The organism is Agrobacterium sp. FDAARGOS_525 (assembly GCF_003938925.1).
Taxonomy (GTDB): Bacteria; Pseudomonadota; Alphaproteobacteria; order Rhizobiales; family Rhizobiaceae; genus Agrobacterium; species Agrobacterium pusense.
The window spans coordinates 2,023,885-2,038,226 of sequence record NZ_RKIU01000003.1; the positions used below are offsets into that span (position 1 = coordinate 2,023,885).

Annotated in this window: 14 protein-coding genes; 7 read left to right on the forward strand and 7 right to left on the reverse strand. The window is 60.5% G+C overall.

What is annotated here, in order from left to right:
- The first annotated feature begins 42 nt into the window (after window positions 1-42).
- The 3 genes from EGT36_RS11290 to EGT36_RS11300 are packed head-to-tail and all read left to right on the forward strand — an operon-like array spanning window position 43 to window position 3,294.
- Window positions 43-2,628, forward strand: coding sequence for a heavy metal translocating P-type ATPase (locus tag EGT36_RS11290; protein ID WP_037091569.1), 2,586 nt, complete (start codon window positions 43-45; stop codon window positions 2,626-2,628).
- Entirely contained in the window at window positions 2,625-3,047 is a 423-nt protein-coding gene (cueR, locus tag EGT36_RS11295) for a Cu(I)-responsive transcriptional regulator (RefSeq protein ID WP_004440702.1), read from the forward strand. Before EGT36_RS11290 ends, cueR begins: the two co-directional genes overlap by 4 nt.
- A gap of 46 nt (window positions 3,048-3,093) precedes the next feature.
- A complete protein-coding gene (locus tag EGT36_RS11300; RefSeq protein WP_006700082.1) occupies window positions 3,094-3,294 on the forward strand; it encodes a heavy-metal-associated domain-containing protein in 201 nt (66 codons plus the stop codon).
- 48 nt (window positions 3,295-3,342) lie between these two features.
- Here the strand turns inward: EGT36_RS11300 and EGT36_RS30485 are convergent, their stop codons facing one another.
- Both EGT36_RS30485 and EGT36_RS11310 read right to left on the reverse strand, forming a co-directional pair.
- Window positions 3,343-3,645 carry a hypothetical protein gene (locus EGT36_RS30485; RefSeq protein WP_156779252.1) on the reverse strand — a complete coding sequence of 101 codons (303 nt, stop codon included), beginning with the start codon at window positions 3,643-3,645 and terminating at the stop codon, window positions 3,343-3,345.
- Window positions 3,646-3,680: 35 nt separating this feature from the next.
- On the reverse strand, window positions 3,681-3,929 hold the full coding sequence (locus tag EGT36_RS11310; protein WP_037091564.1) for a hypothetical protein: 249 nt from the start codon (window positions 3,927-3,929) through the stop codon (window positions 3,681-3,683).
- Between the two features lie 176 nt (window positions 3,930-4,105).
- On the opposite strand from EGT36_RS11310, the gene EGT36_RS11315 reads away from it, so the two are divergent.
- Window positions 4,106-5,491: an MFS transporter gene (locus tag EGT36_RS11315; RefSeq protein ID WP_169692050.1), complete on the forward strand. Its 1,386-nt coding sequence runs from the start codon at window positions 4,106-4,108 to the stop codon at window positions 5,489-5,491.
- Window positions 5,492-5,510: 19 nt separating this feature from the next.
- Here EGT36_RS11315 and EGT36_RS11320 read toward each other — a convergent pair whose 3' ends face one another.
- Together EGT36_RS11320 and EGT36_RS11325 are read right to left on the reverse strand one after the other, a co-directional pair.
- Window positions 5,511-5,684 (reverse strand): hypothetical protein, encoded by a 174-nt coding sequence (locus tag EGT36_RS11320; RefSeq protein ID WP_004440709.1) that lies wholly within the window; start codon window positions 5,682-5,684, stop codon window positions 5,511-5,513.
- 72 nt (window positions 5,685-5,756) lie between these two features.
- A complete protein-coding gene (locus EGT36_RS11325) occupies window positions 5,757-7,475 on the reverse strand; it encodes a glycoside hydrolase family 32 protein (RefSeq protein ID WP_037091722.1) in 1,719 nt (572 codons plus the stop codon).
- Between the two features lie 171 nt (window positions 7,476-7,646).
- Here EGT36_RS11325 and EGT36_RS11330 point away from each other — a divergent pair, with 171 nt between their 5' ends.
- On the forward strand, window positions 7,647-9,107 hold the full coding sequence (locus EGT36_RS11330) for a protein adenylyltransferase SelO (protein ID WP_037091562.1): 1,461 nt from the start codon (window positions 7,647-7,649) through the stop codon (window positions 9,105-9,107).
- Window positions 9,108-9,250: 143 nt separating this feature from the next.
- On the opposite strand, the gene EGT36_RS11335 is transcribed toward EGT36_RS11330, so the two are convergent.
- Complete coding sequence (locus EGT36_RS11335) at window positions 9,251-10,351, reverse strand: saccharopine dehydrogenase family protein (protein ID WP_125270410.1); 1,101 nt, start codon at window positions 10,349-10,351, stop codon at window positions 9,251-9,253.
- Between the two features lie 123 nt (window positions 10,352-10,474).
- On the opposite strand from EGT36_RS11335, the gene EGT36_RS11340 reads away from it, so the two are divergent.
- Window positions 10,475-10,906 carry an Lrp/AsnC family transcriptional regulator gene (locus tag EGT36_RS11340; protein WP_004440719.1) on the forward strand — a complete coding sequence of 144 codons (432 nt, stop codon included), beginning with the start codon at window positions 10,475-10,477 and terminating at the stop codon, window positions 10,904-10,906.
- Between the two features lie 232 nt (window positions 10,907-11,138).
- On the opposite strand, the gene EGT36_RS11350 is transcribed toward EGT36_RS11340, so the two are convergent.
- Window positions 11,139-11,507: a winged helix-turn-helix transcriptional regulator gene (locus tag EGT36_RS11350; protein ID WP_125270412.1), complete on the reverse strand. Its 369-nt coding sequence runs from the start codon at window positions 11,505-11,507 to the stop codon at window positions 11,139-11,141.
- A 143-nt stretch (window positions 11,508-11,650) separates the two neighbouring features.
- On the opposite strand from EGT36_RS11350, the gene EGT36_RS11355 reads away from it, so the two are divergent.
- Window positions 11,651-12,490 carry an SDR family oxidoreductase gene (locus EGT36_RS11355; RefSeq protein WP_037091554.1) on the forward strand — a complete coding sequence of 280 codons (840 nt, stop codon included), beginning with the start codon at window positions 11,651-11,653 and terminating at the stop codon, window positions 12,488-12,490.
- Between the two features lie 23 nt (window positions 12,491-12,513).
- Here EGT36_RS11355 and EGT36_RS11360 read toward each other — a convergent pair whose 3' ends face one another.
- Window positions 12,514-14,154 carry an alpha/beta hydrolase gene (locus EGT36_RS11360; protein ID WP_172965656.1) on the reverse strand — a complete coding sequence of 547 codons (1,641 nt, stop codon included), beginning with the start codon at window positions 14,152-14,154 and terminating at the stop codon, window positions 12,514-12,516.
- Between the last annotated feature and the right edge of the window lie 188 nt (window positions 14,155-14,342).

A 14,342-nucleotide genomic window follows, 5' to 3' on the forward strand; every position in this document is an offset into this window, starting at 1 on the left:
ATCATGGGAAGCCCTACATAGGGTCTCGAAAGGGGATTTCCCATGAACGAGACAGTCAGACACGCCCATCCAAATCAACCGGTTTCCATTCCCGTGGAAGGCATGACCTGCGCTTCCTGCGTGCGGCGGGTGGAAACGGCCGCGGCCAAGGTGCCCGGCGTCATGTCGAGTTCCGTGAACTTCGCCACGAAGAAGCTTACGGTCGAGCCGGCTGAAGGTTTCTCAGCCAAAACGCTTGGCGCTGCCATCAAGAAGGTGGGTTACGATATTGCACCGGATCGGCATGAATTTACCGTCGAAGGTCTGCACAGCGACGCGGATGCGGCGCGATTGAAGGCTGTTCTGGAAGCCGTCGCAACCACCATTAACGCCACTGTCGATACCGCAGCCGGCAAGGCCGCCGTGGAGACGATCGGCGGCCGGCGTGAACGGGACGCGCTGGTGGAAACGGCAAAACTTGCCGGCTTTGCATTGGCGACGCCAAAGCCGCACGACCATTCCTCCCATCAATCCCACAACAGGCACGAGGGGCATCACCACGGCCACAGCCAGATGGCGACGGCCGGTGAAAGTGGCGGCCATGACCATATGCACCATGCGGGCGAAGAGGGCGCGCTGAAACGCGACCTGACGATCGCCGCCATCCTGACGGCACCGCTTTTCGTGCTGGAAATGGGCGGCCATCTCTATGAGCCGATGCACCACTGGCTGATGGGCATCATCGACACGCAGAACCTCTATTATATCTATTTCGTGCTGGCGACTTTGGTGATTTTCGGACCGGGTCTGCGCTTCCTCAAGACCGGTTTTCCGGCCCTGCTGCGCGGCGCGCCGGAAATGAACTCGCTGGTGGCGTTGGGCGTTACTGCCGCCTATCTCTATTCCGTCGTGGCGACCTTCGCGCCCGACCTGCTGCCGGCAGAGGCGCAATTCGTCTATTATGAAGCGGCAACGGTCATCGTGACGCTGATCCTGACCGGACGGCTTCTCGAAGCCCGCGCCAGCGGCCGCACCGGAGACGCCATCCGTAAGCTGATGAGCCTGCAGGCGAAGACCGCCCGCGTAGAGCGCGATGGTGCCACCATCGATATTTCTCCTGACGATCTGGTGATGGGCGATATCGTCGTCATCCGTCCCGGCGAGAGGCTGGCGGTGGATGGCGAAGTTGTTGAAGGCTCGTCCTATGTCGATGAATCCATGATTTCAGGCGAACCGGTGCCGGTTGAAAAGACGGTCGGCGCTGCGGTCGTTGGCGGCACCATCAACAAGACCGGGGCCTTCAAGTTCAAGGCGACCAAGGTGGGCGCCGATACCATGCTGTCGCAGATCATCCGCATGGTAGAGGAGGCGCAGGGCTCCAAGCTGCCGATCCAGCTGCTGGTCGACCGGGTTACCGCGCTGTTCGTGCCCGTCGTCATTGCGATTGCGGTGCTGACCTTTATCGTCTGGGCGATTTTCGGTCCCGAACCTGCCTATACATTCGCGCTGGTCAATGCGGTGGCGGTGCTCATCATCGCCTGCCCATGTGCCATGGGTCTTGCCACGCCGACTTCCATCATGGTCGGCACCGGTCGGGCAGCGGAGCTGGGCGTACTGTTCCGCAAGGGACAGGCCCTGCAGGAACTGCGCTCGGCTGAGATCGTCGTGGTCGACAAGACCGGCACCGTCACCAAGGGCCGCCCGGAACTGACCGATCTCGTGGTTGCGGAAGGATTTGTCGATAACGACGTGCTGGCGCTGGTCGCCGCCGTCGAGGGTCGCTCGGAACATCCGATCGCCGAAGCCATCGTCCGGGCTGCGGAGGAAAAGAAGGTGGCGACCCATGCAGGACTCGAAGCTGCAACTATCGCGAACTTCGAAAGCGTGACGGGTTACGGTATCGCCGCCACCGTCAATGGCCGCAAGGTCGAGGTCGGTGCGGATCGTTACATGGCCAAACTGGGTCATTCGGTTGATGTCTTCGCCGAAACCGCCGCAAGGCTGGGCGATGAAGGCAAGACGCCGCTTTATGCCGCGATCGACGGCAGGCTGGCGGCTGCAATCGCCGTCGCCGATCCGCTGAAACCGTCAAGTGTCACCGCCATCAAGGCGTTGCAGGCGATGGGCATCGAAGTGGCGATGGTGACGGGCGACAATGAGCGTACGGCAAACGCCATAGCCCGGCAGGTCGGCATTTCCCGTGTGGTTGCGGAAGTGCTGCCTGATGGCAAGGTGAAGGCAATCCATGAGATGCGGGCAGGCGGCAAGGTGCTGGCTTTCGTCGGCGATGGCATCAATGATGCGCCGGCACTGGCAGAGGCCGATATCGGCATTGCCGTCGGCACCGGCACGGATGTCGCCATCGAAAGCGCCGATGTGGTGCTGGTTGGCGGCGATCTTCTTGGCGCGGTCAACGCCATCGAGATGAGCCGCGCGACCATGCGCAACATCAAGGAAAACCTGTTCTGGGCCTTTGGTTACAACGTGGCGCTGATACCGGTTGCGGCGGGCGTGCTTTACCCGTCTTTCGGCATCACGCTGTCGCCGATGATCGGTGCGGGGGCGATGGCGCTGTCCAGCGTCTTTGTTCTCGCCAATGCGCTGCGGTTGAAACGGGCGAAGGTCGCTCATCGGGAGGTGAAATCGTGAATATCGGCCAGGCATCGGAGGCATCGGGCGTTTCCGCCAAGATGATCCGTTATTATGAGCAGATCGGCCTCATCACCCCCGCCGCGCGCACCGGTAATAATTACCGCGTCTATGGAGAGCAGGATGTCCATAACCTGCGCTTCATCAAACGTGCGAGAACGCTCGGTTTTTCATTGGAAGAAACCGAGACGCTGCTGAAACTCTGGCAGGACAAGAGCCGTGAGAGTTCGGCGGTAAAGGAAATCGCGCTTGTCCACATCGCCGATCTCGAACAGAAGATCGCCGAAATGAAGAGCATGGTGAAAACCCTCTCCCATCTCGCCCATTGCTGCGGCGGCGACCACCGGCCCGATTGCCCCATCCTCGACGATCTCGCGGGTGCCGACAAGACAGACAGCAAGCCCGCCAGAACCCACTGAAAGAAAGCCGGTGCGAAAATATCGGCGCCGACCAATAGGAGAAATTATGACCCCAACCACCTTCCTCATCCCGGACATGACCTGCGGCCATTGCGAAAAGACCCTGCGCGGCGCACTTTCGGACGTCCTTCCCGACGCCGCCGTCAATATCGATCTTTCCACGCATAGGCTCACGGTAACGGGTGACGCCGCAACCGCGGAGGAAGCAATCCGCGAGGCCGGTTACTCGCCTGAACGGGCGGGCTGACGCACGTCGTTCCTGGAATGAAAAGGAAAGATATGCTACTGAGTAGCATCATTTTTCCTTTGAAGGCAGAACTCCAATGTCCGTCTCGACCATCTCATTCAATCCTATCGCGGCCTTGGCGACACGCTGCCGGAGGCATTCGAGCGGGCGGTCCTGCGCATCGGCGCTATTGAGGCGGATATGCAAACCCTCGGCAAGGCACCGTTTCGCGGGACATTGATGCCTGAACTTTTGCCCGGCCTTCGTCGGGTCGCAAAAAATCAGGCGATCTTTCATTTCGATGTTGATGACGGCGAGAAGACATTGCGTGTTCTCGCCATCTTCTTCGGTGGGCAGGATCATCAGCGCCACATGTTGAAACGCCTCGTATCCGGCCTGACAAGCGGTTAAACCTCGTCGAACGCCCCGCCCTCGCGCGAGGGATTGCGGTTGATCACCCGTTCCTCCGCATCGTCGGGCAGGGCCTCGTCGCTTTCCTGATAGGCGTCGTCCTCGCTCTCGGCCTCTTCTTCCTCGATTTCCTGCTCGATGAATTGAGGAATTTCTCCCTTGGCGGGGAGGGCGTCGATGTCGAGGTCGAGCAGGTCTTCATCCATGGCGTCTTCGTTCGAGGGCAGGATTTTTTTGCGGTCCATGACGGTATCCTTTCTATCGGTTATTCGGCAAACGAGCGGAAACGCGCAGGGTTCCTGTCGCCTGCGAATTCCCTCGGATTGAATGGCGCGAAAAAGCTGTCTTGACCTCAATGGCGCTTGAGGTTCTAGTTTGCCCGCCGTATCGCGAAAATCGAAAGGATGCGGCTTTGACGAGTATGGAAATGACGGAGAAAAACGGCTGGGGTGAATTGTTGAGCGGGACCAATCTCTCGCTTTTAACCGTCATCTCCTCCGGTATCGGCCTGCACGCTTTCAACCAGTTCGCGGTCGTCACGGCCTTGCCGGTGGCCGTGAATGAAATCGGCGGAGCGGCCTTTTATAGCTGGGCCTACAGTCTCTATTTCGTGGGTTCCGTCGCTGGCGGCGTCACCGCCGTGCTGTTTCGCGAACGTTTCGGCGCGCGCACGGTCCTGCTGCTGTGCTGCCTGATCTTTTCTATGGGTTCCCTCCTTTCGGCAATCGCCGACGACTTCTTGTGGGTCGTCGTCGGTCGCGCCTTGCAGGGTCTGGCGGACGGGTTGATCGTTGCCGTGTGCTACAGCCTCATTCCCGCCGGTTTCCGCTCCGGCCTGTTGCCGAAGGTCTTCGCCATCGAGGCGGCGATCTGGGCGGTCGCCTCGTTCATCGGCCCGCTCACAGGCGGTTTCGCAACCGAACATATCTCTTGGCGCGCCACCTTCCTGTTGTCGGCACCCCTGATTCTGTTGCTCGTGGCCTATACCGCCATTGCCGTCTCCGCCGAGCGACCGGTGGTGACGACGCGCAGGCCGCTGGTGCCGCTGGCGCTATGCCTGGTCGGCGCATTGGCGTTTTCCGCTCCCTCTGCCTTCGAGGATGCGAGCCTGCGCGCCCTGTCCCTGCTGGCGGGTGCAGCACTCCTGTGGGCCTCGCTCCGCGCCGGTACACGGCCTTCCGTTGGATTGTTTCCGAAGGATTCGTTTCGGTTGAAGACGGTGCTCGGCAGCGGCTTCTGGGTGCTGTTCCTGATGTCCTACGCCCACGCTCTCGGCAGTGTCTATCTGGCCTATGTCGCCATCAATCTCTGGCGCCATGAACCCACCTTCGCCGGTTTTATCGTGGTGACCATGCCGCTCGCCTGGAGCCTGGTGGCAATGCTGATTGGTAGCCTGCGCTCCGATCGCCTGCGCGAGGTTTGCCTGCATTACGGCCCTTATCAGATGGTGCCGGGCTGCATTTTGCTCGGGCTCGGGCTTTCGACCGGCAGTTCGGTCGAAATGCTGCTTGGGCAAATCCTGATAGGATCGGCTTTCGGCATGTCATGGGCCGGTATCAGCCAGGCGGCCATGGAAGCCGCACCGGAGGAGGAACGCAAGATGACGGGCGCTCTGCTCCCCACGGTCGCGACACTGGGAGCCGCCGCCGGTGCGGGTGCAAGCGGAACCGTGGCCGCTGCAACCGATCTCGTGACGCAAATCGATCGGGCAGACGTGACGATGCCGATGATGTATCTTTACGGGCTTGGTGTCGTGGTGTCGCTGCTGGCGATCTTCACGGCAAGGGGGCTGCGCGGCGAGCGCTAGCGCCCGCGCCGCGGCCTGGTCAGGACTGGGTAGTGGCGATGGTGATCGCCGTCAGATAGACCACAAAGGCCATGACGGCGATCGCGCCGATGACGATGACGATACCCTTTCCGGCGCGCTTCTTCTCGGTCTTGTTCTCGTTGGCTTCCGTCGGAAACAGGATGGGATCGCTGGTGTCGCGGATTTTGGTCATGCCGTTTCTCCTTTCGGCGGAATTTTTCGGGCGTTTCTGGTCTATCAACCACCCAATCCGCCAAAAGGTTCCTTAGGGACGCAGCGCCCAGGTCGTGGCGTGGACCACCGCCCCGGCCTCGGCCTTCAAAAGAGCGGCGCGCACGGGCTCGAAGCCCTCGATGCGTTTCGTGCCGACATACCGTCCGCGATTGGCAAAAACCTCCATGGAGCCGTAATCCAGAAAGATACGGACGCGCGAGGCCCTTGCACCTTTGGCAATGTAATGTGGGGAGGGGCCCTCCCGCCCATCCTCGTGGCGGATCCAGAGGCCCGTTTCGTCGCTGACGAGACCGAGCGTCACCGTCGGGTGATCAAGCGCGAGTTCGAAGGGCACCCCCGGCGACGCAAGCTCGAGCAATATCTCCACTGCGCCGTTGATGAAGGTGACGCGCTCGCCGGCCGCAAGCCGGGTGCGGTCGAGAATGTGGCTGCGCAGGCTTTCGGCCGCGCCGATGGGTGGGGTCAGAAGCTCGCCATTCACATAAGTGATCCGGCGCGGTAACGTCATGGAGGTGGGGAAATCGATCTCGGGATTGGCGTCGGCCCAATTGGCCAGCCAGCCGATGCCGATGATGCTATCCCCGTCCAGAAAGGCCTGAAACGCATAATTATCGGTGCCGAAATCGAGCTCCTGACCGGATTCCTTGGTGAAGACCTTGCCGTCGAACCAGCCCACATCGGCCATTGTCAGGTTCTTGCGGCCTGTCTGGGGGTCTTCCGAGTGCATCAGTCCGTAGATCAGCACCCAGCGCGTGGAACGGGCATTGGCGGGGCCATCGAGCGGCAGCAGGCAGGGGCATTCGATGGCTGTGGTTTTATAACGCGTTTCCACCCACAGCTTGCCCACATAGGTCCAGCCGGAAGCAGCCGTGGGGTCGAGCGTTTCGTAAAGCAGGATAACACCGCCGCCCTCGCTCTGGCTGCCGAGCACCATTTTCCATAAGCCATCGGGACCGCGAAAGACGTAGGGATCGCGGAAATCCGGCGTCAGCCCCTGTCCGTCCGGACGATGGCCCAGAATGACGTCTGCCTGCCCTGCCATGATGAGATCGGAAGAGGTGGCGGTGAGCTGTATCTGCTGTTCGGGAATGCGGTCCTGCACCTGCTCGGTGAAGAACACGCGGATGCCGGTGCCTTCCACCAGCGGAATGGTGGAGCCGGAATAGGCGCCGCCGCGCTTGTCCGGCCGGGTGGTCAGGTCTTCTGACGGAAAAAGGAAGATCGGCAGATGCCGCCAGCGAAGATAATCTGAGGAGACAGCATGTCCCCAATGCATGGTGTTCCACCGCAGCCCGTGCGAATAATGCTGATAAAACAGATGCGGACGGCCCTCGAAGCGGCCAAAGCCGTTCGGATCATTCATCCAGCCGAAGGGCGGGCGGAAGTGGTAGCTGCCGGGAAGTTCCGGCGCGGCATTGTCAGGCTTGGTATGGACAACCGTGATGCCGGTTTCGAGTACATCCGATGCCGTGAACCAATAAATCACCGAAACGGCGGTGGTGACCGTGTCGTAACTCAGCTCCACATGGCCGCCGCCAAAAACCTGATAGATCCGAAACCCGTACTCTTCGGTGTTGACGCTTGAAACTTCGGCGAATTTTCCGTTTTGATTGGAGAAGGAAACCGCACCCGGCTCGCCGGCTTTTTTTGCCTTCAGCCAGACATGAAAGGTGGCGTTGACGGGCAGATCGGTGTGAATGGTACGGATGGCGCTTTCCGGTTCGGCGGTTACGGCTTCAACGACGGTCATTGCTTTTCCTTTCCTTTCGGCATTCTGCGGGTCAAGCATAGGAACGATGATGGCGATGGAAAGTTCATTGCGCAAAATTGAATGAGGCGAAGGAGCGGAGCTTCGGCATTTATCGCTCGCATCCGCCGCCCTCCGGCCCCATATAGAGGCAAAGCAGGGAGTTTATCCGTGATGAAATTTGACAATTCCTATGCCCGCCTGCCGGAGCGTTTCAGCGCCGCGGTGCTGCCGACGCCGGTAAAGGCACCGCGCCTCATCGCCTTCAACCGTGGGCTTGCCGACGAGCTTCGTCTCGACGTCACCGGCCTTGACGATGAAAGGCTGGCGGCGATCTTTTCGGGCAATGTCGTGCCTCAGGGAGCCGAACCGCTGGCCATGGCCTATGCCGGCCACCAGTTCGGCGGTTTCGTGCCGCAGCTGGGCGATGGCCGCGCGATTCTTCTGGGCGAGGTGATCGACAGGAACGGCAAACGGCGTGATATCCAGCTGAAAGGCTCCGGCCCGACGCCGTTCTCGCGCAGGGGTGACGGGCGCGCCGCGCTTGGCCCTGTGCTGCGCGAATATATCGTTTCGGAAGCGATGTTTGCCCTGGGCATTCCCGCCACCCGGGCCCTGGCGGCTGTTCTCTCCGGCGAAAGGGTGCAGCGTGAAGTCGGCCTGCCGGGCGGCGTCTTCACCCGTGTCGCGGCAAGCCACATCCGTGTCGGCACGTTCCAGTTTTTCGCCGCGCGGGAAGACAATGAGGCGATCAGAAACCTCGCGGATTACATCATTGATCGGCATTATCCCGAGGCGAAAGAGGCAGGCAATCCTTATCTCGCCCTGCTGCAGGGCATTGCGCAACGGCAATGCGACCTCATCGCCCGCTGGATGATGGTGGGCTTCATCCATGGCGTGATGAATACCGACAATATGGCGGTCTCCGGGGAGACCATCGATTTCGGCCCCTGCGCCTTCCTTGATGAATATCACCCCAACAAGGTTTTTTCCTCCATCGATGCGCAGGGCCGTTACGCCTATAACAACCAGCCCGGCATCGCCCAGTGGAACATCGCAAGGCTGGCGGAATGCCTGCTGCCGCTGCTCGATCCGCAGGTGGAAAAGGCCGCTGAACTCGCCAATGGGGTTCTCGCCGATTTCGCTGCCGCCTTTCCCAAACGCTGGCTTACCGGCATGCGCGCAAAACTTGGCCTGACGGCGGAGGAAGAGGGCGATATGGATCTGGTGCAGGGGCTGCTGGCGCTGATGCAGGCATCGGAGGCGGACTATACGCTGACCTTCCGTCGTCTTTCGCATGCCGTCAATGGCGACGCCGAGCCATTCCGCGGCATGTTCATCGATATTGCGGGCGCGGACGAATTTCTCGCCCGTTGGCGGGAAAGAGCCGGTCGGGAGGGGATTTCCGATTCCGAAAGATCGGCGGCGATGCTGTCAGTTAATCCCGCCATCATCCCACGCAACCACCGCATCGAGGAACTGATCGAGGCGGCAGTGGAGGAGGATGATTTCGAGCCCTTTCACGCCATGCTGAAGGCGATTGCGACGCCCTTCGAGGAGCGGCCGGACAATTTCGTCTATATGCAGCCGCCGATGAGCCATGAGCGGGTGTTCAGGACGTTTTGCGGGACGTGACGACCTCACCGTCATGCCGGACTTGATCCGGCATCCAGCCGACGCGCGTCTGCGCGGCGAATAGAGTATTTCCAGCCCAAGGACTTGGGCTGGCTGGATACCGGCTCAAGGCCGGGATGACGGAATAAACTGAGGCCGGTAACTCACCCCACCCGAGCCAGCGGCTCATGTGCACCATAATACCGGCCGAACCGGTTATTGAGGAACTTGGGCAGGTCCACTTCCTCCTGGCGCACGAAGCCCTTCTGCGGCAGCGTGCCTTCGGCAAGCAGATCGAGAACCGTGCAGATGCCTGAGGCGGTTGTGATCTGGATGGCGCTCATCATCCGGCCGGAAACGGGACCGGCATAGACCTTGTTGGCGTAGGTTTCCTGCAGGAAGCGGCCGTTACGGGTGCCGCAGACGGTGACGAAGACGATGACCACATCCTGCATGGTGCCGGGAAGGGCGTTCTCGAACAGGTCCTTCAGCACATCGCGGCGATTGCGCAGGTTGAGATCGTTCAGCAGCGCCTTCATGATCGCGACATGGCCGGGATAACGGATGGTGCGGTAATTCATCGTCCGCACCTTGCCTTCCAGCGTGGCGCAAAGCGTGCCGAGACCGCCTGACGTGTTGAAAGCCTCATAGGTGACGCCATCGAGCGAGAATTCTTCACGCTCCTCAAGCGCCGGAACGGCGGTGAGGCGGCCTTCGACGATCGCTTCGCAGGGCTCGATATATTCGTTGATCAGCCCGTCCGTGCTCCAGGTGAGGTTGTAGTTGAGCGCATTGGACGGATATTGCGGCAGAGCGCCGACGCGCATACGCACGCTGTCCAGCTTGTCGAACTTGCCGGCAAGATCGGCGGCGACGATGGAAATGAAGCCGGGCGCGAGGCCGCATTGCGGGATGAGCGCCGTCTCCGCCGTTTGCGCCAATGCCTTGACCTTGCGGGTGGATTCCACGTCCTCGGTCAGATCGAGATAATGCGTGCCGACGGCAACGGCCGCTTCGGCAATGCCCGCCGTCAGGTGGAAGGGGGCGGCGGACAGCACGGCGAATTTGCCTTTTAGCAGTGCTTCCAGCGCCGGACGATCGGTGATGTCGACGATCTCGGTGTCGACGCGTTCGTGAGCAGGCACATTGGCCAGCTGGTCGGCCGAGCGATCGGCAACCGTGATGCGATAATCGCCTGTGGCGGCCAGCATCCAGGCGATGGCCGAGCCGATGTTGCCCGCACCTATGACGACGATGTTTTTCATGTTTTGTTCCCCGCAGAAAAATTCTTAGGGCACAATCATATTGCGGTTTCACTGCGATTCGGAGCTTCACTATGTGCAGATCGCTCGTTATTATTGAACGATAAGACGACAGGATTGATCACTATGACGATCACTGACAAGGACCGGGCGCTGCTGGCGCTGCTTTCCGAGAATGCCCGCATGCCGGTGGCGGAACTGGCGCGCAGGCTCGGCCTTTCGCGCACCACGGTGCAGGCCCGCATCGAGCGCCTGGAGGCAGACGGCGTGATCGCGGGTTATGGCCTCAGGCTTTCGGAAAGTTATCTTTCCGGGTTGGTGCGCGCGCATGTGCTCATCACCATCGGGCCGAAGGCTCTGCCAGCGGTGACTGCGGCGCTTGCCGCCATCAAGGAAGTGACGACGCTGCATTCGGTGAGCGGCACATTTGACCTCATCGCCATTCTGGCCGCCCCTTCGATTCTCGATCTCGACCGGCTGATCGACCGTATCGGCGCGCTCGACGGAGTAGAGCGCACGCTGTCATCGATCATTCTGTCGACGCGGATCTCGCGGTAAGAAGCGTTTGAAAGAGTGGAAGATAAGCGAAACCCACTTCCGTCATGCCGGACTTGATCCGGCATCCAGTCGATGCGCGTCTGCGCGGCGAACAGAGTCTTTTCGGCCCATGGACTTGGGCTGGCTGGATACCGGATCAAGTCCGGTATGACGGAAACGATGGTCTGCAAAACGAAACAACAAAGGAGCTTGCCACTCCTATGTTTCTCTCGCTACGCGAAAGCGAAGCCGTCTAAACCACCGTCCGCTCATCATAAGCCCTCTGTGCCGCCATAACCGCGTCCATATTGCCCTCCGCCCAATGGGCAAGCGCCGCCACGGTGTCCGTCAGCGTGCGCCCCAGCGGCGTCAGTGAATATTCGACTGTGACAGGAACCGTTGGAAAGGCCTGCCGCGAAATCAGCCCGTCACGCTCCAGCTTCTTCAGCGTCTGCGACAGCACCTTCTGCGATATGCCCTTGATCTCGCGCCGTAACAGGTTGAAGCGAGCGGCATCACGCCGCAGCTTGTCGAGGATCAGCAGCGCCCATTTGTCGGCGATCCTGTCCAGCACCATGCGGGTGGGGCAGCGGTCCTCATAAACGTCATAGATATTTGCCATCGATTTCACCCTGTTGTTTCAAGGCCATACCGGTTTCCGCGAGGAAACCAGCTAACCGAAAAGTGCTCTCTTTTCATGATTTCTCTAACGCAGTATCTGTGTTTTCGAAACATGGTTTCCATTAGATACTAAGGAGATTTGAGATGGCAGGCAAGATACTCGTAATCGGTTCAACCGGCACCATCGGCACGCCGCTGGTCAGGGCACTGGTGGCCAAGGGCGAAAGCGTGAAGGCGGCGTCGCGCAGCGGCAGGGCGTCGGACGGCGCGGAAGGGGTGCGTTTTGATTATACCGACGCATCGACTTATGCGGATGCCTTCGACGGTGTTGACCGCCTGTTCCTGCTTCTTTCCGGCGGACGTCTGGATGCCATCGACGCGCTGACGCCCGTAGTCGAGGAGGCCGCACGCCGGAAGGTGAAGATCGTGTTCCTCAGCGTCCTCGGCGTCGATGCCGACGATTCCATTCCCTATCGCCAGATCGAGTTGAAGATCATCGCTTCGGGCACGCCTTACGTCATCCTGCGCCCCAACTGGTTCGCCGATAATTTCCACAGCTACTGGAAGGCCGGCATCGACCACGGCCAGATCGCCGTGCCGGCCGGCGAGGGCAAGTCGAGCTTCATCGATGTGCGCGATATCGCCGACAGCGCCGCCGCAGCCCTGACTTCTGACGCCTTTAACGGCAAGGCTTTCAACCTGACGGGTCCGAAGGCCTTCGGTTACGGCGAAGCGGCCGCGCTGATATCGCAGGCGATCGGCAAGCCAGTGTCCTACGCTGCCGTTTCGGACGAGGTCTTCATCGGCATCCTCACCGGTGCGGGCGTGCCGCAGGACTATGCCTCGTTCCTCGCCTCGATCTTTTATCCCGTGCGCGAAGGCTGGACAGCGGTGGTGACCGGCGATGTCGAGACGCTGACCGGCCATGCACCGCGTTCACTGGAGACCTATATCGCCGACAATCTGGAACGGCTGAAGGGCTGAGGGTCAAAGTAAGTCCGCCGCGCTCACGCCGGATCGGTGGAGCCGCGGCGGGCCTTGAAGAACATCTTCAGCCGCTGGATATCCTCCGCGTTCCAGCCGCTTGGTGCAGTTACTTCCGTCCATGCATCGATATAATGTTCCGGCGCATAGACGTGGCCATAACCGATGGGCGCCGTGGTGGCGGCAGCAACATCAAGGCCGAGCTGCAGCAGGGTGACGACCGGGAACCAGCGGAAGGATGTGGAAACGTCTGGCCCGTGATGCACCATCCATTGCGGCCGCCGGTAAAGCGAGGCGGCCTCGAAGAAGGTGATGGGGTCGCTGGCATATTGCAGATAAACGATCCGCATCGGCCCCCAGGTCGCATCAGGCATATGCGCGGTGGTATATTGGTTGGCGAAGCGGATGACGGAGGAATCGCGGAAACGCGGCAGCCATTCCGGCGTGCCTTTCACCCGGCCATTGGTGGCCATGCGCCATGTCGGGCTGGAGAAGGGAGGGCCGCTCCACAGCGCGCCCTGGAAGGGATCGGAGAGCACATCGTAAAGATCGGAGGACTTCTGCGAGTTGAGCGAACCGAGGCTCAAGCCGTGCAGATAAAGCCTCGGCCGCTTTTCCTTCGGCAAGGTGGTCCAGTAGCCATAAACGGCTTCAAACAGAGCGCGCGCCGTCTCGACGCCGTAATCCGGCTCCGTCAGCAAGGCTATCCAGCTTGAGAGATAGGAATATTGCACGGCAACGCTGGCGATATCGCCGTCATGCAGATACTCGACGGTATCGAGCGCTTCCGGATCGATCCAGCCGGTGCCGGTGGGGATGACCACCAGGAGCACCTTGCGTTCGAAGCCGCCGACACGTTTCAGTTCCTCAAGCGCCAGAGATGCCCTTTCATCCGGGGTCGAGGCGGAGTTCAGGCCTGCATAGACCCGGAGCGGCTCCTTGGCCGGGCGGTGGGTGAAGGCGGAGATGTCTGCGCCACGAGGGCTTTCAGCGACAAATTCGCGGCCGCGACGGCCGAGCGATTCCCATGTCATCAGCGAGGCGCTGCTGCCGGTCTTGAGCGGATCGGACGGGCGCGGCACATCGGGTTCGATCAGCGCATCCACCTGTTTCAGCGAGGAATCGGCAAATCTGAGGCCGATGTCGAAGATCAGCCCGTTGAGCAGCATCCAGGACAGAATGATGGCCGCGGCGATGCCGAGCACATTGGCCAGCCGGCGCGGCAGGAAATGCCGGCTGCGCGTCGCAAAGAAACGGCGGATCAGCTGGAACAGCCGGCCGGCGCCGATGAGAATGGCAGCCACCAGTATGGCGATGGCGCCTGTCTTGGTGGGGTGCGCGCTGGGGAGCGGATCGAGCTCCATCAGCACGCGAATGGAGTTCTGCCAGTCTTTCGCCTGCCACAGAAACGCAATCGCCGTAATCGCGGCGGCAAGCGCAATGAGAAACCGAACGCCGCGGACGTTATGACGCGAGGGTTCAGGCAGCTCCAGATAAGCCCAGATCGCATGAAGGGCGACGCCGATCATGTAACCGATCGCGAAAGAAAACCCGCACAGCACACCTTGCATCAGCCATGTTCGCGGCAGGAGCGATGGTGTGAGAGAAGCGCAGAAGAGAACCGTGCCAAAGACGATGCCGGTTGCCGAAAGACCCGCAAACAACCGCTCAACCCATTGTTTTACCAACTTGACTTGTCCCTTCTGCTCACCGCCTGGTGCTAAGTGTAATATGTGACGGACGAGGGTGCAAATCCCGTGATCAGGATAAAAATCACAGAAATAGGAAAATAATCCTTTACACCGTGACGGTGGTTTGATAGTGTTTGGCTATAGTCGGAGATTTGCGGCTG